The 19,216-nt window shown below is 69.3% G+C and carries 15 protein-coding genes; 8 read left to right on the top strand and 7 right to left on the bottom strand.

The window, feature by feature from the left end; all coding sequences use genetic code 11:
- Positions 1–59 precede the first annotated feature (59 nt).
- Entirely contained in the window at positions 60–1,688 is a 1,629-nt protein-coding gene (locus Pen02_RS15955; RefSeq protein ID WP_203866772.1) for a HEPN domain-containing protein, read from the top strand.
- 129 nt (positions 1,689–1,817) lie between these two features.
- Here Pen02_RS15955 and Pen02_RS15950 read toward each other — a convergent pair whose 3' ends face one another.
- Positions 1,818–3,275: a family 43 glycosylhydrolase gene (locus tag Pen02_RS15950; protein WP_203866771.1), complete on the bottom strand. Its 1,458-nt coding sequence runs from the start codon at positions 3,273–3,275 to the stop codon at positions 1,818–1,820.
- A 436-nt stretch (positions 3,276–3,711) separates the two neighbouring features.
- On the opposite strand from Pen02_RS15950, the gene Pen02_RS15945 reads away from it, so the two are divergent.
- The gene (locus tag Pen02_RS15945) at positions 3,712–5,223 is read left to right on the top strand and encodes a family 43 glycosylhydrolase (RefSeq protein ID WP_203866770.1); all 1,512 of its coding nucleotides are present in this window, start codon (positions 3,712–3,714) and stop codon (positions 5,221–5,223) included.
- A gap of 28 nt (positions 5,224–5,251) precedes the next feature.
- Positions 5,252–6,772, top strand: a complete 1,521-nt coding sequence (locus tag Pen02_RS15940; RefSeq protein WP_203866769.1) for a family 43 glycosylhydrolase — start codon at positions 5,252–5,254, stop codon at positions 6,770–6,772.
- A 130-nt stretch (positions 6,773–6,902) separates the two neighbouring features.
- On the opposite strand, the gene Pen02_RS15935 is transcribed toward Pen02_RS15940, so the two are convergent.
- Positions 6,903–8,189, bottom strand: coding sequence for an endo-1,4-beta-xylanase (locus tag Pen02_RS15935; RefSeq protein WP_203866768.1), 1,287 nt, complete (start codon positions 8,187–8,189; stop codon positions 6,903–6,905).
- A gap of 299 nt (positions 8,190–8,488) precedes the next feature.
- Here Pen02_RS15935 and Pen02_RS15930 point away from each other — a divergent pair, with 299 nt between their 5' ends.
- On the top strand, positions 8,489–9,373 hold the full coding sequence (locus Pen02_RS15930) for an ABC transporter substrate-binding protein (protein ID WP_203866767.1): 885 nt from the start codon (positions 8,489–8,491) through the stop codon (positions 9,371–9,373).
- A gap of 122 nt (positions 9,374–9,495) precedes the next feature.
- Here the strand turns inward: Pen02_RS15930 and Pen02_RS15925 are convergent, their stop codons facing one another.
- Positions 9,496–10,395, bottom strand: coding sequence for a LysR family transcriptional regulator (locus Pen02_RS15925; RefSeq protein ID WP_239140775.1), 900 nt, complete (start codon positions 10,393–10,395; stop codon positions 9,496–9,498).
- Positions 10,396–10,571: 176 nt separating this feature from the next.
- Between Pen02_RS15925 and Pen02_RS15920 the strand changes: the two genes are divergently transcribed.
- The 4 genes from Pen02_RS15920 (at position 10,572) to Pen02_RS15905 (ending at position 14,556) form a co-directional block, all read left to right on the top strand.
- Complete coding sequence (locus Pen02_RS15920; RefSeq protein ID WP_203866766.1) at positions 10,572–11,024, top strand: DUF2871 domain-containing protein; 453 nt, start codon at positions 10,572–10,574, stop codon at positions 11,022–11,024.
- Positions 11,025–11,326: 302 nt separating this feature from the next.
- Positions 11,327–12,352 (top strand): Bug family tripartite tricarboxylate transporter substrate binding protein, encoded by a 1,026-nt coding sequence (locus tag Pen02_RS15915; protein ID WP_203866765.1) that lies wholly within the window; start codon positions 11,327–11,329, stop codon positions 12,350–12,352.
- Positions 12,349–12,870, top strand: coding sequence for a tripartite tricarboxylate transporter TctB family protein (locus Pen02_RS15910; RefSeq protein ID WP_203866764.1), 522 nt, complete (start codon positions 12,349–12,351; stop codon positions 12,868–12,870). Before Pen02_RS15915 ends, Pen02_RS15910 begins: the two co-directional genes overlap by 4 nt.
- A complete protein-coding gene (locus Pen02_RS15905; protein ID WP_239140773.1) occupies positions 12,871–14,556 on the top strand; it encodes a tripartite tricarboxylate transporter permease in 1,686 nt (561 codons plus the stop codon). It abuts the gene before it with no gap.
- Positions 14,557–14,617: 61 nt separating this feature from the next.
- Here the strand turns inward: Pen02_RS15905 and Pen02_RS15900 are convergent, their stop codons facing one another.
- From Pen02_RS15900 to ngcE, 4 genes are all read right to left on the bottom strand, one after another.
- The gene (locus tag Pen02_RS15900; protein ID WP_239140771.1) at positions 14,618–15,802 is read right to left on the bottom strand and encodes a carbohydrate-binding protein; all 1,185 of its coding nucleotides are present in this window, start codon (positions 15,800–15,802) and stop codon (positions 14,618–14,620) included.
- A gap of 98 nt (positions 15,803–15,900) precedes the next feature.
- Positions 15,901–16,797, bottom strand: a complete 897-nt coding sequence (locus Pen02_RS15895) for a carbohydrate ABC transporter permease (protein WP_203866763.1) — start codon at positions 16,795–16,797, stop codon at positions 15,901–15,903.
- Positions 16,794–17,720 (bottom strand): carbohydrate ABC transporter permease, encoded by a 927-nt coding sequence (locus Pen02_RS15890; protein ID WP_307837715.1) that lies wholly within the window; start codon positions 17,718–17,720, stop codon positions 16,794–16,796. The genes Pen02_RS15895 and Pen02_RS15890 overlap by 4 nt, the downstream gene beginning before the upstream one ends.
- 7 nt (positions 17,721–17,727) lie before the next feature.
- Positions 17,728–19,200, bottom strand: a complete 1,473-nt coding sequence (ngcE, locus tag Pen02_RS15885; RefSeq protein ID WP_203866762.1) for an N-acetylglucosamine/diacetylchitobiose ABC transporter substrate-binding protein — start codon at positions 19,198–19,200, stop codon at positions 17,728–17,730.
- Positions 19,201–19,216 lie beyond the last annotated feature (16 nt).

The following is a 19,216-nucleotide window of genomic DNA, read 5'->3' as shown; positions in this document are numbered from 1 at the left end:
GAGATCGCCGCTCACTTCGCGTACCGATGTCGCGCCTTCTCTGCGTACAATGATCGACGATGACAAACGAAACAGCAGCAATAGGTCGAGCATCAGAAGCTCTAGGGAAGCCGCTGATCGACTTTGTTCTCAATACCCAGTCTGGCAACGCACTAAGCGCCTTGACGCCAGAACAACAGCAAGCACTCACGGAAATCAATAACATCCTTACAGGCCCTCTGGCGAAGCAGTTCGAGCCCGCCGCTCTCTATAGCCTGCTAAGGAGTCACATCGTCACGCCGGGTCAAACTGGACTATCGCCAGCGATTCAATTGCACATGACCTGCGGTGGCTCACTCCCAGACTTACCTGAAGATGAATCGCCAGAAAGTCTGATTTTTGCCCTTGCGCGAGACACCTACCCGGCCTTCCTGCTACCACCAGATGATCTGCCCATTCATCTCGGTCCGCAGGAGAGTGTGCAGGCGACCAGAGTCGCCGTTGCCCACCCGAAGGCGAAGGCCTTCGAGCTTGCAGCTCTCACAGATCCGGTGGTCGGTTCGGTATTCGGGGAGGACAAGCCGCACTCCGGGCGATCGTTCACGGTCTACGCCAGCACCTATAGAGGCGGCGGGCTTCAACTGTCCATGCTGGCGTCAATTATTCTGTCCGGCGTATGGCGACACAGCAGTGGCCGCGAAGATCCACCCACGATCGCCGACTTTTGTCGCTCCGCAAAGAAGCAATATGCCTTTATACGCACGGCCTTGGTTGGCGAAACCCAGGCGGTCAAGGCACGTCTAGCGTTTACTGGCATACGACTGCCACCCGACACTTTCTGGAATGCCTCTGAAGGTGTAGTGATCCGAGAGACGACTGACCACGATCGCACATTCGCCCCCGAGTCGCTAAGGAAGCAATTGTCAGGCTCGGATGCCACAGGCGTCTCGACCACCGTGAACTACGATGGCGACGTTGTAGTTGAGATGGAACATCCGTACCGAATGAAGGCCTTTCACGACCATCAGGAAGTTCCGGCAGGAGTATTTCAAGAACTTGCGGACTTTCAGCCACAGGAGCGCCTGCAGACGCATCTACGGCTGAGCTTGATGATCGCAGTCAGCCGTGAGCATAAGGTTCAGATTGTCCCTACGTGGCGGTACATCGAAGACCCGTTTGCCAGTGGGGTATCCGTGTCGTGGACGGACCCCACGCAAATGGTTGGACTCACGCCAACCCAGCTTACCGTGGATGACCTTGCCGCGTGGCAACAATGGTTCGAGTTGCTGAAGAACCCCCATGTGGAGCGAATCTCGCTTGCGTTGTCCCGGGTGGTTAAGGCAAGTGCGGAACGTCGTGATCCGACCGACGTTCTGGTGGACTCGGTGATCGCGTGGGAGAACCTCTTTGGCACGAAGGACGGTGAGCCGACATTGAGGGTGACTGCATCTCTCGCTCTACTGCTGGAAAGTGACCCTCAAGCGCGGAGGAAGTTGCGCTCGCGGCTGGCCAAAATATACTCGTTGCGTAGCGACGTCGTACACGGCAGTGCCGTACCAGACTTCAAGCAAGTTCCCCTGTGCTATGAAGCACTTGAAATAGCAACGAAAGCCATTCGAGTCTTACTGAGCGATCGCATCGATGTTCTCAATGAAGTCGATGGCGCCAATCGCAGCTTACATTTGATAATGGGACAGACACAGCAATAGGCCCGAGAGAGCCGAAGCATCATCAACTCTAGTCAATTAGATCGAAGGCACTAATATTGGCTCGTCACTTTGCCCCCGCAGGAATGCGAGGCGCGGTCCACGAGTTCCACCGACGGCCTCGCCCTAGTCTCATTCCGGGTGGAAGGTCGCGGACGCCTGCTCGGCGGTGGAGGTGACCGGCTCGACGTAGAGCAGCCCGGACCGGTGCCGGAGGTACCGGCCGGCGACGTTCTGCGCCTCCAGCGAGACGGCGGTGCCGTTGGCCAGCCCGGCCCGGCGCAGGAAACTCGCGTCGGCGCGGAACTGCGTCGACCCGTCGTTCCGCTCCACGTGGACCTCGTAGTTGCGGTGCCGGAGGTAGTAGCCGGGGAAGTTGGTGGACTCCAGCGACACCGACCCGCCGCCGGCCAGCCCGGTCACGATCCGGAACTGCGAGTCGGCCAGCGGGGTCACGTTGGCCTCGACCCGGCCCCGGTAGTCGTAGTGCCGCAGGTAGCTGGTGGCGAGGTCGTGCGGGCGCAGCCGGACCGGGGTCGCGCCGTCCGGCACCGGGATGCCGAGGTTCGGGGTGCCGTCGGCGTTCCAGTACAGCTTCTGAATCCGGGTACGCCGGTTGGGGTCGTTCAGCGGGTCGCCGTTGATGTCCCGGTAGTTGCGGTCGTGGTAGACGAGGATGTCGCTCTGGCCGTCCTCGGAGACGGTAAACGAGTTGTGCCCGGGGCCGTACTGGCCGGTCGCGGCGTTGCTGGTGAAGATCGGGGTCGTCGTCTTCGTCCAGGACGACGCGTTGAGCAGGTTCGCGCTCGCCGAGGCGGTGAGCAGCCCGAGGCAGTAGTTGGCGTCGGTGGCGCTGGCCGAGTACGTCAGGAAGATCCGCCCGTTGCGTTGGATCACCGCCGGTCCCTCGGCCACCCGGTAGCCCCGGGTCTCCCAGTCGTACGTCGGCACGGTCAGCCGGGTCACCGTGCCGGTGATCTGCCACGGGTTGGCGCCCATCCGGGCCAGGTAGAGGTTGGAGTTGGTGGAGATCCCCGGCTCGGACTGGGCCCAGACGAGATAGCGGACGCCGTTGGCGACGAAGGTGGAGGCGTCCAGCGAGAAGGTGTCCCACGGGGTGCCGATCCGGCCGCGTTCGGTCCAGGAGCCGGTCAGCGGGTTGGCGCTGGCGTTCTCCAGCACGTACATCCGGATCCGCCAGATGTCGTCGGTGCGGCCGGCGGCGAAGTAGACGTACCAGCGGTTGTCGATGAAGTGGATCTCGGGTGCCCAGATGTGCGCGCCCATCTCGCCGCTGGTGTGCCGGCGCCAGATCGTCGTCTCGGCGGCGCTGGCGAGGCCCTGCAGGGTGGTCGCGCGGCGGAGCACGATCCGGTCGTACTGCGGGACGGTGGCGGTGAAGTAGTAGTAGCCGTCGGTGTGCTTGAAGATGTGCGGGTCGGCGCGCTGGCCGACCAGCGGGTTGGTGTAGTTCACCGCCGGGGCGGCGGCGGCCGGCATCCCCGGCAGCAGCCCGGCCAGCAGCGCGCACACCGTGGCCAGCACGGCGAGCACCGGTGCCGTTGACGCCCTTCGCTGGTACCGGCGCATGGTGGTCTCCTCGGCCCAGGGAGCGGGAGTTCGCCGTCGGCGGCGCGACGGGTGCCCGCTCGGCGAAACCCCGGTGGACGTCGGGGCGGTTACCCGAGTGTTACAGAGACAGTGTTATCGCTAACATTGATGAGAGTCAAGGCCATCCGAGGTCGCCGGAGAAAGCGGATTCCCACCTTGACATCGATGGGTGTTAGCGCGAACATCATCGATACGTCCGGGCCGAGCGACACGCCGCGCCACCGGCTGCGCGCCGGCACCGGGCACTGCGACAGCGCTCGCCGGCAGGGCTGACCTGAGCCGGCGTCCCGAGCGCGTCCCCACCTGCGCAGGACGATCCACCGCATCGACCACCCCTGTCGACCCGCGGAAACCGTCGTCCCACGGCACCGCGGGACCGGCACCGTCCACCGGACGGACCGACGGAAGGAAACCCATGGAAGCTCCAGCTTCCCCAGGCCCCGGCCGGCCACAGCGGCGCCGGCTCGCCCGTACCACCACCGTGCTCACGGTCGCCGCGACGCTCGTCGGCGCTGTGGTCGCCGTACCGACGCGGTCGGCCTCGGCCGCGACCGTCGACCCGAACGCCTGGTACGTGCTGGTCTCCCGGCACAGCGGCAAGGCCCTCGACGTCTACGACCGGTCCACCGCCGACGGTGGTCGGATCGTGCAGTGGAGCCGCAACGACGGCAACTGGCAGCAGTGGCAGTTCGTCGACTCCGGCAGCGGCTACTACCGCCTCCGGTCCCGGCACAGCGGCAAGGTGCTCGACATCCGCGACTCCTCCACCGCCGACGGCGCGGAGGTGATCCAGTGGGCCGACCAGGGCAGCACCGACCAGCAGTTCCGGCTCGCCGACTCGGACGGCGGGCACGTCCGGCTGGTCAACCGGAACAGCAACAAGGCCCTCGACGTGTGGGAGTGGTCCACCGTCGACGGCGGCCGGATCAGCCAGTACGCCGACCAGGGCGGCGCCAACCAGCAGTGGCAACTGGTCCGGGTCGGCGGCACCGGAACCCCGACCCCGACGCCCACCGGCCCGGGGAACCCCGGCACGCCACCGGCCGCCTACCCGGCGCCGATGCGGGTGACCGGGGACGTCGGGGTGCACGACCCGACCGTGGTCCGCCGGCCCAGCGGCGACTACCTGGTGGCGCACACCGGCAACAACGTCTCGCTGAAGACCTCGACCGACCGGGTCGCCTGGCGCAACGCCGGGTCGGTCTTCCCGAACGGCGCGCCGTGGACCACCGCCTACACCGGAGGCAGCCGCAACCTCTGGGCGCCGGACATCTCGTACCGGAACAACCAGTACTACCTGTACTACTCGGCCTCCACGTTCGGCTCGAACCGGTCGGCGATCTTCCTGGCCACCAGCCCGAGCGGCAACTCCGGCACCTGGACCGACCGGGGCCTGGTGATCGAGTCGCAGACCTCGGACAACTTCAACGCGATCGACCCGAACCTGATCGTGGACGACCAGGGCCGCTGGTGGCTCTCGTTCGGCTCGTTCTGGTCCGGCCTCAAGCTGGTCGCCCTCGACCCGGCCACCGGCAAGCGGTCGGACAACACGATCCGGGCCATCGCCGGCCGGGGCGGCGGCGCGATCGAGGCGCCGACCCTGGTCAAGCGGGGCAGCTACTACTACCTGTACGTCTCGTTCGACCGCTGCTGCCAGGGCGCGGCCAGCACCTACCGGGTGATGGTCGGGCGCTCGACCAGCGTGACCGGACCGTTCGTCGACCGGAACGGCACCGCGCTCACCTCCGGCGGCGGTACCCAGGTGCTCGCCTCGCACGGCGACATCCACGGGCCTGGCCACCAGACGGTGCTGACCGACAACGACGGGGACTTCCTCGTCTACCACTACTACGCGAACAACGGCGCCTCGCTGCTCGGCATCAACCGGATCGGCTACGACTCCGCCGGCTGGCCGTACGTCTACTGACCGTCCCATCGACCGTAGGGAGCATCCCATGACACCGCCGTACCCGCGCCGGGCCCGCTGGCGGGCCGGGCTCGCCACCGGCGTCGCCGGTCTGCTCGTCGGCACCGGCGTACTCGTCGCCGCCCCACCGGCCACGGCCGCCACCGCCGACCCGAACGTCTACTACGTACTGGTCAACCGGAACAGCGGCAAGGCCCTCGACGTCTACAACCTGGCCACCAACGACGGCGCCCCGATCAACCAGTACGCCCGCAACGACGGGAACTGGCAGCAGTGGCGGTTCCTCGACGCCGGCAGCGGCTACTACAAGGTGCAGTCCCGGCACAGCGGCAAGGTGCTGGAACTGCCGAACGCAGACGACGGCGTGCAGTTGGTGCAGAACGCCGACAGCGGCAACAGCCGGCAGCACTTCCGGCTCGCCGACTCGGCCGGCGGCCACGTACGCCTGATCAACCGGGCCAGCGGGAAGGCGCTGGACGTCTGGGAGTGGTCCACCGCCGACGGTGCGATGGTCTCGCAGTACCAGGACCTGGACGGCGCCAACCAGCAGTGGCAGATGGTCAACGTGGGCAGCGTCGGCGGCGGCACTCCGACGCCGGGCAGCTTCACCAACCCGATCAAGCGGAACGGTCCGGACCCCTGGCTGCAACACCACAACGGCTACTACTACCTCGCCACCACGACGTGGAACTCGACGATCACCATGCGCCGGTCGGCCACCCTCGCCGGCCTGGCGAGCGCCGCCGACCAGGTGGTCTTCAACCTCTCCGGCCGGCCGAACGGCTGCTGCAACATGTGGGCGCCGGAGTTCCACCTGATCAACGGCCCGAACGGCAACCGCTGGTACCTCTACTACGTCGCCGGGCAGAACGTCGGCGACTTCAACCCGACGCAGCGGTTGCATGTGCTGGAGAGCGCCGGCACCGACCCGATGGGTCCGTACACCTTCAAGGCCGACCTGGGCAGCGACTGGCAGCTCGACGCCAGCGTGCTGCGGGTGAACAACAGCCTCTACCTGCTCGGCACCTACAACGCGGGCGGCAGCTACGGGCAGAGCCTGTTCATCACCCCGCTGAGCAACCCGTGGACGATCAGCGGCTCCCGGGTCCGGCTCACCTCGCCGACCCTGAGCTGGGAACGGCAGACCCATCCGGTGGCGGAGGGTCCGGAGCCGCTCTACCGCAACGGCCGGACGATGATCGTGTACTCGGCCAGCGCCTGCTGGGGGCCGGACTACAAGCTCGGGCTGCTCACCCTGACCGGCAGCAACCCGCTGAGTGCGTCGTCCTGGACCAAGAGCCCCAACCCGGTGTTCCAGCGCAGTGACGGCAACAGCGTCTTCGCGCCCGGCCACAACGGCTTCTTCAAGTCGCCGGACGGTACGGAGGACTGGATCGTCTACCACGCGAACGACTCGGCCGGCGGCGGCTGCGACATGAACCGCTCGACCCGGGCCCAGAAGTTCACCTGGAACAGCGACGGTACGCCCAACTTCGGCACCCCGGTCCGGCTCGGCACGCAGCTCACCGCACCGTCCGGCGAGCGGTAGCCGCTGGTGGTGACCGCCCGGGAAGAACCGGCGCACTCTGCCGGTCCTCCGGGCGGTCGCCGCCGACCCGTCCCGTCGGCAGCGATGGCGGGTCGGGCCAGAGTGCCGTCGGCAGCGATGGCGGGACGGGTCAGAGTGCCACGTCGACCGTTGCCGGGCCCGGCTCGTCGAGCCGGAACGTCACGGTACGGCCGGCCGTCGACACCTCGTACTCGCCGAGGAAGCCGGTGAACCCGACCCGGCCGTGCGGGTCGGTGCCCAGTGGGGTCGGCGGGACCCACCACTCGTCCCGGACCAGCGAACGCAGTGCCTCGTACGAGGGCTTCGGGGTGCCGTCGGCCCGGACGAAGCCGCCCGGCGCGCCGAGCCAGCCTCCGTCCACCATCCCCCAGTACGTCGTCGCCCGCACCGACGGGTGCGACAGCAGCGTCTTGTAGTGCCGGACGATCTCGTCGGCCTGCCGCTCCTCCCCCTCCGGCGTACTCGGCCAGTCGGAGACCTGGTAGTCGTTCAGGTCCACGATGTCGGCCGGCATGAGCTGGCCGGAGAGCAGGGTCGTCTCGGTGAAGTGGATCGGCAGGCCGTACCGGGCGAACCGGTCGAGGATGGCGAGCGTCTTCTCCTCGCCCCAGTAGCCCTGGTGCATGTGACTCTGCAAGCCGAGCGCGTCGATCCGGATCCCCGCCTCCAGCACCCCCTCGACCAGGCACTCGTACGCGGCGGACATGTCGAAGTCGTTGAGCAGCAGGGTGGCGGTCGGGTTGGCCTCCCGGGCCGCGTCGAAGACCATCCGGACCAGCGGGATCCGCCCCAGCTCCCGGCAGATCCGGGTGAGACCGTTGTCGTACCTGTCGAAGATCGGCATGATCACGGCCTCGTTGATCACGTCCCAGGTGTCGATCACACCGGCGAAGTCGGTCACCTCGCGGCGGATCCGGCCGAGTTGCGCCTCGACGATCTCCGGGTTGGACAGCTCGGTCAGCCACTCCGCGCTCACCGTGTGCCAGGCCAGCGGATGGCCCTTGACCAGGCAGCCCCGCTCGGCGAACCAGCGCGCCGTCTCGCGCAGCCGGTGGGTGTCCGGCCGGCCGCGCTCGGGCTCGAACCGTCCCCAGTAGAACGGCAGGGTGGCGAAGTTGAACAGGTCGAGCCAGAGGTCCGCCAGCCGCTCGACCCGGCCGGCGTCGGCCTCGCCGAGCGACCCCGCAACACCGTCCGGGCCGACCTCCGGAGCCGTCGCCAGTTCGCCGTTGGCCAGCGGGACGAACTCGAACCCGGTGCAGCCGAACAGGAACTCGTGGCTGCGCTGGGCCACCACCACCTCCTGCCCGGCCAGCGGCTCGCCGTCCCTGGTCACGGTCAGGGTGGCGGTGGCGGTACGGTGCTGCCGGATCAGCGCGTCGGCGTCGGATGACATCGGACATCCTCCATAGCTGGGTGGTTGTGCGGGCGGCCCACCGTACGCCCGGCCGGGTACCGGCGATCGGCCCCTGTTCCGCCGGCCACTGCGAACGCACACGCTGCTGCGCCGAACGTGACGACCGACGGCCCGCGCTGGCCGTGGTCGAGCGGATTCCGAGGCCGGCGGAACCGCCGAGCTATCGGCCCGGACCTGTTCGAGCGGGCCGCGCCGGGCTTCCCGCGTACCCGGCGGCGGCGGAGGGACCGAGCCACCCTCGCCGCTCGGGGTACGGCGGGTGCGGGCACGATGGGGGTATGCGCCTGGTGTCGTTGCTGCCCTCCGCGACGGAGATCGTCTACGCCCTCGGTCTCGGTGACGATCTCGTCGGCGTGACGTTCGAGTGCGACGAGCCGCCGTCGGCCCGGACCGACAAGACCGTGGTGGTCGGCGGTCGGGACACCCGGGACATGACTCCGGCCGCGATCGACGACTACGTGAAGGCGCAGATGGCAGCGGGCGCCGACCTCTACACCCTGCACGCCGACGCGCTTGCCGGACTGGCGCCGGACCTGATCCTCACCCAGGATCTCTGTCGGGTCTGCGCGCTGCCGTCCGACCACGTCGAGGACGCGCTCGACTATCTCGGCTGTCGGGCCGACGTGCTGTCGCTGGACCCGTACTCGCTGGAGGAGGTCTTCGGGACGATCCTGGCGGTGGGCGCGCGGACCGGCGTACCGGATCGGGCCGAGGCCCTGGTCGCCGGGCTGCGGGACCGACTCGCGGCGGTGGCCACGGCGGTCCGGGGTCGGCCGCGTCCCCGGGTCGCGGTGGTGGAGTGGGTCGAGCCGCCGTTCACCGCCGGGCACTGGGTGCCCGACCTGGTCCGGGCGGCCGGCGGCGAGCCGGTGGCCGCCCGGCCGGGTGCGCGGTCCGTGCAGACCACCTGGCCGGAGTTCGCCGCCGCCAGGCCGGAGATCGTGCTGGTCACGCCGTGCGGGTTCCACCTGTACGGCGCGGCCCGGCAGGCCGAGGTCGTGGCCGCACGGCTGCCCGGCGTGCCGGTGTGGGCGGTCGACGCGGACGGTCTGGTCGTCCGTCCAGGTCCCCGTCTGGTGGACGGGGTCGAGGCGATCGCCGCGATCCTGCATCCGGACGCCGTGCTGGAGCCGCCCGAGGGCACCATCGCCCGAATCGCCTGACCTGTCGCGCGGTAGGGCGGTTACCTCGGCGGCGACGCGCGCCGTTGCGGCGCCCGGCTACCACTGGGTGACTTCTGGACCGAATCAGGCACGTACCGTGCGGAACGCCCCGGCGGTCGCCGTCACAGGTCTCGTTCCACGGTGGGAGCGGCGTCGGTGGCAGCCTGGGCGAGCGCGCGGATGACGGCTGTCTCGCTGACGGTCCGCCATACGAAGGCCCAGCGGCATGACGGTGCGTCGCGTATCGGCAGATAGACGATGTTGGGCCATGGGTAGAAGCGGGCGGCGTCGCCGGCGACCCCGGTTACGGCCTCGCCGGCGGCGACGACACTCATCTCTTCGTGCCAGTCGGAGACGGTCGGGCCACGGCGGACGGGACGTCCGGACGGGGTGCGGAGCGGGTTGAAGGTCTCCTCCATGGCGGTGGGCACGTCGGTGCCGGCCAGTACGACGCAGTCGCCCATGTCTTCCAGGCAGATCGATTCCCGGTCGGCCAGCGGGTGCTGGGCGCCGACCATGAGCATCACCTGCGACGTGTGCGTGACCGGGCCGACGGTCAGGTCGGGTTCGCGCACCGGCAGCCACACCAACGCGACGTCGACCTCGCCCGCGCGCACCTTCTGTAGCGGCGCGGTCGGATGGATCTCGCGATAACGCAGCCGTACGGCCGGATGGCGGGCCTTGAACAGGTCGATGATGTGGCTGACCTTCCACGGCTGGGCGCCCATGGCACCGATCGTCAGGGTGCCGCCGACGCCTCCGGTGGCCGTGGTCGCGGCGTCGATCCCGGCCATGATCTGCTGGTAGCCGGCACTGAGCTGCTGGTGAAGCTGCTGACCCAGTGCGGTGAGCCGCACCGTGCGGGTCGTACGCTCGAACAGCGCGCCACCGATGCGCCGTTCCTGCCTGGCGATCGACTGGCTGACCCGGCCGGGAGTGATGTGCAGCCGTTCGGCGGTACGACCGAAGTGCAGCTCTTCGGCGAGCGCCAGAAAGATCTCGATGTCGCGCAGCTCGATCATCCGATGATTATGTGCGGATCGCTAAACAGTACGTTCGCGGAGCCGTCGTTGATCAGCGGCGCACCGGGGCGGGACGCTGAGCATCAGTCCGAGGCAGTACGCCACCGACGCAGCCCACCCGCGAGGTCCACGTTGTGATGAACGCCGTCCCCACCCCCACCGAAACGTCCACCCGGATGCCCGGAACACGCAAGATCTATTACGCCGCACACACCTACATGATCCTCGGCCTGGTCAGCGGTCTCGCCTCCCGCGAGATCACCAAGATCAAGCACTTCACCGGCGACACCCAGCTCACCCTGCTACACACACACCTGCTCGCGCTCGGAATGCTGTTCTTCCTCATCGTGCTGGCCATGGAGAAGCTGTTCGACCTGACCGCGGACACGCTCTTCGGCTGGTTCTTCTGGACCTACAACGCGGGGCTGGCCCTGACCATCGCGGTGATGGCCGTCCACGGCACACAGACCGTCCTGGCCGTGGAGCCCGCCGGATCCATCGCCGGCATCGCCGGACTGGGCCACGTGGTACTGACGGTAGGACTCATCTTCTTCTTCGTCCTGCTCGGCAAACGGCTCCCCCGGCGTCCCGACGGCCAGGGCGTCACCGCACATCGTCGCGCGTCATGAGTCAGGCGAGGGCCTTCGCCAGCCTCGTCCCGGATCGGGCGGAGGTGGGCAGCTCAACGTGCCTGAGGCGACTGGCCGGCCACGGGCACGTCCGTCTCGTACGGCAGGCCGGCGTCCGGGCCTCGCCCGCGCGGCGCGGGTGAACCGCGCCGAACTCCTGCGAGGATCCCGGTACTGCCCGTGCTTTCGTCCGCCCTGTGGCTGTTGCCGCCGGTTTGATTGACAGCCCCTAGATCGGCATGTATCAAGATGACACTCTTCGAAGTCCAAGATCTCCAACCTGAACCGCCAGGGAGGAACCAGTGAGCGACCCGAATCTCCGGCACGTCCTGGACCGGCGTGCCGTCCTGCGTCTGGGCGCGGGACTCGGCGCGGGAGCCTTCCTCGCCGGTTGCAGCGTGCAGACCGGTGACGGCGGCGACGGCGGCGATTCCGGCTACCCGGAACGCTCGGTCGAGCTGATCGTGCCGTTCGCCCCGGGCGGCAGCACCGACCTGATCGCCCGGACCCTCGGCAAGGCGATCGAGAAGCCGCTCGGCCAGTCGATGGTGATCATCAACCGGGACGGCGCGGCAGCCGCCGTCGGCACCAAGGAGGTCGCCTCGGCCAAGGGCGACGGCTACAAGATCGGCTTTCCGCCCAGCTCGCTGTTCACCCTCACCCCGCAACTGGGCAAGGGCGCCGCCACCGTCTCCCTCGACGAACTGCGGGTGGTGATCGGGCTGACCGTCGAGAACATCGTGCTCGTCGCGCACAAGGACTCCCCGTTCAAGACCATCGACGACGTCATCGCGTTGAGGGGCAGCGGGCGGCGGATCACGTACGGGCACTCCGGGGTGGGCACCGGGGCGTACTTCGCGCAGACCGCGTTCTACAAGCTCGCCGGGATCAACGCCACCGACGTGCCGTTCGGGGGTGGCGGTCCGGCGGTCACGGCGGTACTCGGCAAGCAGGTCGACATCGGCGCGTCCCAGCCGGCCGAGTCGATGCGGCTGGTGCAGTCCGGTGAGCTGCGCTGGCTCGGGGTGTTCAGCCAGCAGCGCAGCCCGTCGCTGCCGGACCTGCCGACCGCCGCCGAGAAGGGCTTCGACCTCACCGTCGACCAGGCGCGGTTCATCGCCGGGCCGAAGTCGATGCCCGACGACGCGGTGACCGCGCTCCAGGAGGCGTTCCGCGAGGCGGTCAAGGCACCGGAGTACGACGACTTCCTGAAGAAGAACTACATCGACCGGTTCGAGGTGGACGGCGCCGAGGTGACGAACAAGATCAAGGGCGACTTCGACCGGTACAAGGCTCTTATCGACCGGTTCGGACTGGGGCCGAAGTGAGTCGACCCGACCTCGGCGAGGCCGCTCCGCCGGCCGGCGAGGGCGAGCCGGCAAACCTGTCCGGCGACGAGATCCCACCGGCCGGCCGGGTCGGGCAACTCGTCGCCGGGGTGGTACCGGTCGCCCTGGGGCTGGCCGGCCTCGGCTACTCGGTCTCGCTGTCGCTCGGCACGCCCGCCGAGGCCGGGCCGGGGCTCTGGCCGGCGTTGGCCAGCCTGCTGCTGCTCGGCGCCGGGCTGTGGTCGCTGGTCTTCGAGCGGAGCACCCCGGCGGTCGAGCAGTTCAGCCGGGGCGCGATCGGGATCGCCGTCGGTGTCGTCAGCCTGGTCGTCTTCGTACTGCTGATCAGCCGGATCGGCTTCGAAATCCCCACCCTGCTGATCATGGCGTTCTGGCTCAAGGTGCTCGGCCGGGAGTCCTGGCTGGTCACCGTCGCGGTAAGCGTCGTCACCACCGCCGCGCTCTACCTGCTGTTCATCACGCTGCTGGACGTGAAGATCCCGAGATTGGCCTTCTGAGTGGACTTCCTCGACCCCGTGCTGGCCGGCTTCGGGGTGGTCTTCACCCCGATCAACCTGCTGTACGTCCTGGCCGGTGTCGTGATCGGCATGGTCATCGGCGTACTGCCCGGCCTCGGCCCGGTCGCCACGATCGCCCTGCTGCTGCCGATCACCTACGAGATCCCGGCCGAGTCGGCGATCATCATGCTCGCCGGCATCTACTACGGCGCGATGTACGGCGGCACGATCACCTCGGTGCTGCTGCGGCTGCCCGGCGAGGCGGCCACGGTCATCACCACCATCGACGGCTACCAGATGGCCCGGCAGGGTCGGGCCGGCTCGGCGCTGGGCATCGCCGCGATCGGCTCGTTCATCGGCGGGACGGTGAGCATCATCGGGCTGACCCTGGTCGCCCCGATGCTGGCCAGGTTCTCGCTCGGCTTCGGCCCGCCGGAGAACGCCGTACTGGCCGCGATGGGGATTCTGCTGGTCGCCAGCCTCGGTACGGTCTCCACGGCGAAGAGCCTGGTCGCGGCGGGGCTCGGGCTGTTGCTCGCCGCCGCCGGGCCGGACCCGCTGTTCGCCTCGCCCCGGTTCACCTTCGGCAGCATCAACCTGGCCGACGGGGTGGATTTCGTGGCCCTGGCGATGGGGCTGTTCGGGCTCGGCGAGATCCTCTACCTCCTCGAACACCGGGCCCGGAACAAGCTGCCGAGGCCCCAGGTCAGCAACGCCTGGCCGTCCCGGGAGGACTGGCGGCAGTCCCGGGGCGCGGTCGGTCGGGGCTCCGTGGTCGGGTTCTTCACCGGCCTGCTGCCCGGCGGCGGCGGGGTGCTGTCGTCGATGGCCGCGTACGCCCTGGAGAAGCGGCGGAGCAAGACTCCGGAGCGGTTCGGCCGGGGTGCCATCGAGGGCGTGGCGGCGCCGGAGACGGCGAACAACGCCGCCGCGACCTCCTCGTTCATCCCGCTGCTGACGCTGGGCATCCCGACCAACCCGGTGATGGCGCTGATCTTCGGCGCGCTGCTGCTCCAGGGCATCCCGCCCGGCCCCCGGCTGATCAACGAGAATCCCGAGGTCTTCTGGGGCGTCATCGACTCGATGTACGTCGGCAACATCTTCCTGCTCATCCTGAGCGTGCCGCTGGTCGGCGTCTTCGTCCGGCTGGTCTCGGTCCGGGACAGCATCCTCGCCCCGATCGTGGTGACGGTGACGATGCTCGGCGTCTACACCGTCAACAACAGCACCTTCGACATGCTGCTGGTGATCTTCTTCGGCGTGGTCGGGTACCTGATGAAGAAGACCGGCTTCGAGCCGGGACCGCTGGTGCTGGCGTTCGTGCTGGGCAGCGTGCTGGAGACGGCGTTCCGGCAGTCGATGCGGATCTTCGACGGCGACCCGACCGGCTTCGTGACCCGGCCGATCTCCGGAACCCTCTTCGTGCTCACCGTACTGGCCCTGCTGGTGCCGGTCGCGGTGCGGCTGGTCGCCCGGCGCCGGCAGGCCACCACGCCCGGCTCCGCCACCACGCCGTCCACGAACACCGGCCCCGCCCCCTCGCCCACCCCGGAGCCGCAGCACGACCAGGACCGGGAGCCGGAGCGGGTGGTCCCGACCCAGCGGGAGGGCGTGACCGCAGCGGACCGGGACGCCGACGACGCGCCACCCCCACCCGCCGCGCCCCGACCGCCGGACCAGTCGTGACGGGCTGTTCCCGGTGCTCCCACCTCGGACCGGACCGGAGGTGGGAGCACCGGGAACGTGGTCAGCAGGGACCGAGGTCACGCCACTGGGCGGTCAGCCCCGGCTCGGAACCCTGCGTCCACCAGTTCGCCTGCCACAGCCGGCCGTTGTGCCGGACCCGGGCACCCTCCAGATAGACGGTCCCCCAGTTCCAGGCCGGCGCGCCGGAACAGTTGGCCGGCGGCGGGGTGGTGGTCGGCGGGGTCGTCGGCGGCCGGGTGGTGGGTGGCGTGGTCGGCGGCCGGGTGGTCGGCGGGGTCGTCGGGCAGGCGCCGCCGGTGCCCACCGTGTCGACGTGGGTCGTCCCGGCCGACCGGTACGCGGCCACCCGGTTCTTCGCCTCGGCGGCGCTGATCACCTCGCGGTCGGCGTAGTAGAGGTAGTCGACCTGCTGGATGTAGCTGGCCAGCCCGGTACCGGTCCGCCCGGTCAGGTCGATGAACCAGAGGTTGAAGTTGATCGACATCGGCGTCTCCGGGTAGTACCGGTCGCCGTGGTCGGCCACCTGCTGACCGTCCACGTAGTACTTCACCCGGCCGCCGGAGACCGTGAAGACCAGGTCGTGCCAGCCGGCGAAGCTGCTCCGCTGCGCGGTGTGCGTGTTGTCGGCCTGCCACGGCTCGTTCTGGTACGTCTCCCAGGTGGTCTGGTAGAAGATCGGCCCCTGCTCGCCCCACCCGCCGTTCGGCAGGTACTCGAAGTCGATCTCGCCGTAGTTGGGGTCGAGCGGCCGGTCCAGCGGGGTGATGGTGAAGAAGGTCTCCACCAGGTGGTCGCCGTCCGGGCCGGACTGCGGCGCGTCGGTGAACCGCACCCGGCTGGCGTAGGTGCCCTCGAAGAACTTGCGCTGGTGGAAGAACTCGGCGTGGCTGGTGCCGCCGGCCGTACCGTCGGTGCGGGCGGTCAACTGGAGCACCTTCTGGCCGGCGTCGGTGGGGAAGCTGACGTTCGACGCCGGCCAGGCGGCACCGGGCACACCCGGGCCGCCCGAGTTGGTGCGGACGGTCCAGCCTCGCGCGCCGATCGCGGAGTCGGACGGCGACGAGTAGCCGAAGTCGTCGAAGAGGACGCCGCAGGCGGCGGCTGCCGCAGGGGCGTCGGCCGGTACGGCACCGGCGGTGGTCGCGGTGATGCCGGCGAGCGTGCCGGCGGCCAGCAGGGCCGCCGTACCGGCGGCGAGGCTTCGCGCGCTGGGTCTGGCTGACACGGGGGTTCTCCTCCCGGTGGGGGTGACAAGGGGGTTGCCGGGTGCCGGCCGACGGTGGCCGGCACCCGGGTGGTGACCCAGGGAGAGGTGCGGGGAAGCTAGCGGACCGCCCCGGCGGTCAGGCCGGTCCGGATCTGGCGTTGGAAGAGGACGTACGCGGCCAGCACCGGCAACATCGCGATGGTGAGGCCGGCGAAGAGACCGCTCCAGTCACTGCGGTAGCCCTGGCTGACCGAGAGCGCGGCGAGCCCCTGCGCCAGTACGTACCGGTCGGGGTCGGGGTTGAGCACCAGCGGCAGCAGGTACTGGTTCCACAGTCCGAGGAAGTTGAAGATCGCGATGCTGACCAGGCCCGGCCGGGCCAGCGGCAACATCACCCGGAACAGCACGCCCCAGTGCGAGCAGCCGTCCAGGAACGCCGCCTCGGCCAGCGCCGAGGGCAGCGACCGGAAGAAGCCGTGCAGGAAGAAGACGGTGAACGGCAGGGCGTACGCGGTGTAGACCAGGATCAGTCCGGAATAGGTGCCGAGCAGGCCGAGTTGGCGTACCACGAAGAAGAGCGGCACCAGGGCGAGGAAGACCGGGAAGAGCAGCCCGGCGACGAAGAGGTGGTAGAGCAGCCGGTTGCCGGGGAACGAATACCGGGCCAGGGCGTACGCGACCAGCGCGCCGAGCAGCATGGTCAGCACCAGCGCGCTGCCCACCACGATCGCGCTGTTCAGGAAGTAGCTGCCGATCGACGCCTCGCCCCAGGCCCGGGACCAGTTGTCGAACCGGGGTGTCGCCGGCACCGTCCACGGGCTGGTCAGGATCTCCCGGTCGGTCTTCAGCGAACTGAGTACCGCCCAGAGCAGCGGCGCGGTGACCAACGCCGCCCAGCCGACCAGGAACAGGTGCGCGGCCAGGTCACCGAACCGTCCGGTACGGCGGGCCGGCGCCCGGACCGGACTGGTGGACGGCTGCCGGCGGGCCGGACGGTCGAGCAGCGTCGTCATGACAGTTCCACCTGCTCCCGGCGGCCGGCCCGCAGCGCGACGACGGCGAGCGCCAGGGTGAGGAAGAACAGCGCGACCCCCATCGCGGCGGCGTACCCGAACCGGCCGTAGGTGAAGGCGTTGCGGTACAGCCCGAGCCCGATGACCTCGGTGGACCCGTCCGGGCCGCCGGGACCGACCGTCATCACCTGGACGACGGCGAAGCCGTCCAGTGCCAGTACGCCGAGGTAGACGAAGGCGACCTGCACGTTCTCGCGGACCAGCGGCAGCACCACCCGGCGGAGTACGGCGAGCCGGCCGGCCCCGTCCAGCACCGCCGCCTCCAGCACGTCGCGCGGGATCGACTCCATCGCGGCGGAGAAGAGCACCATGTAGAAGCCGACCGACGACCAGACCAGTACCCCGGCCACCGCCCAGAGCGCCAGGTGCGGGTCGCCGAGCCAGGTCCGGGCCAGGAAGTCCAGCCCGACGGCCCGGAGTACGCCGTTCAGCACGCCCTCGTTGGGGTGGTAGACGAACTGCCAGAGCACCGCGATGATCGGCAGCGAGAGCAGTTGCGGGAAGAAGTAGGCGACCTTGTAGAACTCGCCGCCGCGTACCCCGCCGACCATCGTGCTCCCCCGCCGGCCGCCGAAGTTGACCAGTGCGGCGAGCAGCAGCCCGAGCCCGATGGTGGCCGCCGGTACGACGAGCAGCAGCAGCCCGTTGTTGCGCAGCGCCGCCAGGAACAGCGGGTCGTCGACGAGTCGCCGGAAGTTGTCCAGCCCGACGATCTCCACCTGCCCGGAGACGCCGGTCCAGTCGGTCAGCGCCAGATAGAACGCCTGCGCGTACGGGGAGAGCACGAAGACCGCGTAGAGCAGCAGTCCGGGCAGGATCGCTCCGGCGAGGAAGCGGTACTTGCCGTGCCGCAGGGCCGCCATCGCGGGTCTACCGGGTGTACTTCTTGACGGCGGAGTCGGCGGCGACCGCGTCGGCGGCCTTCTGGATCCGGTCGGCCCACTGGCCGGGGGTGATCCGGCGGGTGGCGAGTTCGCCGGTGGCGTCGTCGACCGCCTTGGCCAGCGGGGCGTACCAGGTGCGGAACCGGTAGGTGACGGTGTTCGGGCCGGCGGCCTGCACGGCGGCGCGGACCGAGCCGAGCCCGGTGCTGACGGTCAGCCCGTCGGTGGCTCCGGCGACGCTGGGCAGCGTGCTGTTCAGCTCGGCGAACCGCCGGGCGCTGCCGGAGGAGAAGAGCACCCGGAGGAACTCCAGCCCGCCGCGCGGGTTCTTCGCCCGGGCCGGGACCAGGAACGATTCGCTGCTGGCGGCCTGGATCGTCCCGTACGGCAGCTTGTCGGCCGCGCCCAGCGACGGCACCGCGCCCATCACCATGTCGAAGCCGGCCGGGGTGACCCCCTGCTGCTCGGCCTCCAGCCAGGAGCCGCAGGGGATGAACGCGACCTTCCCCTGCGACCAGGCGGCCTGTGCCTCGGTGTGGGACAGCGCCTCCGAGCCGGGAAGCAGGTAGCCCCGGCCGGCGAGTTCGGCGATCGCGGTCGCCGCGTCCAGCAGCGGCTGCTGCTTCCAGGCGCCCGGCTGGAGGTTGTCGACCGCCTGCACCAACTCCGGCCCGCCGGCCTTGGCGGCCATCGCCAGCAGCGGGTCGTTCAGGTACTCCGGGTATTTGCCCTGGTAGGTCCAGGGCGCGACGCCCGCCTTCTTGATCTGGTCGCAGAGCGCCAGCATCGCGTCCCAGTTCGTCGGGTACGCCCAGCCGTGCCGGTCGAAGAGCGGCTTGGAATACCAGAGTCCCCAGACGGTGTAGGTGAAGTTGAGCGTGTAGACCTTTCCGTCGAGCGTGCCGTCGGCGACCACCCCGGGCAGCAGGGTGTCCCGGACCTTCGTGCCGGGGTCGTCCAGCGACGGCGCGTCGAGCAGCTCGGTCAAATCGGTGAGCTTGCCGGCGGCGACCAGGGTGGCCAGGTCGAGCCGGCCGGCGCCGGTGTTGTCGACCACGTCCGGCGGGGTGTCGGCGACGAACCGGGGTTGCAGCGCCTCGCCGACCTTCTGGATCGCCTTGTGGTCGACGGTGGCACCGGGAAACCGTCCCTTGTAGATGGACTCGGCGTTGGTGGCGTACTCGTCGCCGTAGCCGCCGTCGAAGACGACCACCTCCAACGGCGTCGACGCGGGCACCCCGAGCGGATTGTCGGCGCTGGTCTCGCCCTTGGCGGCGGCCGGCTGCCCGTCGTCGCCACCACTGGTGACGCAACCGGCCAGCGCGGGAGCGGCCAGCCCGACGGCGGCGGCCCGCAGCACACTCCGTCGACTCGGGCCGGTGGTGGATGCCGGCCCGCCGACAGGTGCCGGGCCGGTGGTCGGTGCCGACCCGGAGCGGGCCGGACGGAAAGAGTTCATGGCGCCTCGCCTTCTT

The organism is Plantactinospora endophytica, from assembly GCF_016862915.1.
GTDB lineage: Bacteria > Actinomycetota > Actinomycetes > Mycobacteriales > Micromonosporaceae > Plantactinospora > Plantactinospora endophytica.
Note: the sequence above shows the minus strand (reverse complement) of the source record. Positions and strands in the feature narration are given on the sequence as shown.

Excerpts from the sequence above, each read along its gene's own strand:
- Pen02_RS15895 (WP_203866763.1), bottom strand. The coding sequence starts at position 16,797 with ATGACGACGCTGCTCGACCGTCCGGCCCGCCGGCAGCCGTCCACCAGT.
- Pen02_RS15920 (WP_203866766.1), top strand. The coding sequence starts at position 10,572 with ATGCCCGGAACACGCAAGATCTATTACGCCGCACACACCTACATGATC.
- Pen02_RS15950 (WP_203866771.1), bottom strand. The coding sequence starts at position 3,275 with ATGCGCCGGTACCAGCGAAGGGCGTCAACGGCACCGGTGCTCGCCGTG.
- Pen02_RS15940 (WP_203866769.1), top strand. The coding sequence starts at position 5,252 with ATGACACCGCCGTACCCGCGCCGGGCCCGCTGGCGGGCCGGGCTCGCC.
- Pen02_RS15935 (WP_203866768.1), bottom strand. The coding sequence starts at position 8,189 with ATGTCATCCGACGCCGACGCGCTGATCCGGCAGCACCGTACCGCCACC.
- ngcE (WP_203866762.1), bottom strand. The coding sequence starts at position 19,200 with ATGAACTCTTTCCGTCCGGCCCGCTCCGGGTCGGCACCGACCACCGGC.
- Pen02_RS15930 (WP_203866767.1), top strand. The coding sequence starts at position 8,489 with ATGCGCCTGGTGTCGTTGCTGCCCTCCGCGACGGAGATCGTCTACGCC.
- Pen02_RS15925 (WP_239140775.1), bottom strand. The coding sequence starts at position 10,395 with ATGATCGAGCTGCGCGACATCGAGATCTTTCTGGCGCTCGCCGAAGAG.
- Pen02_RS15945 (WP_203866770.1), top strand. The coding sequence starts at position 3,712 with ATGGAAGCTCCAGCTTCCCCAGGCCCCGGCCGGCCACAGCGGCGCCGG.
- Pen02_RS15955 (WP_203866772.1), top strand. The coding sequence starts at position 60 with ATGACAAACGAAACAGCAGCAATAGGTCGAGCATCAGAAGCTCTAGGG.
- Pen02_RS15890 (WP_307837715.1), bottom strand. The coding sequence starts at position 17,720 with ATGGCGGCCCTGCGGCACGGCAAGTACCGCTTCCTCGCCGGAGCGATC.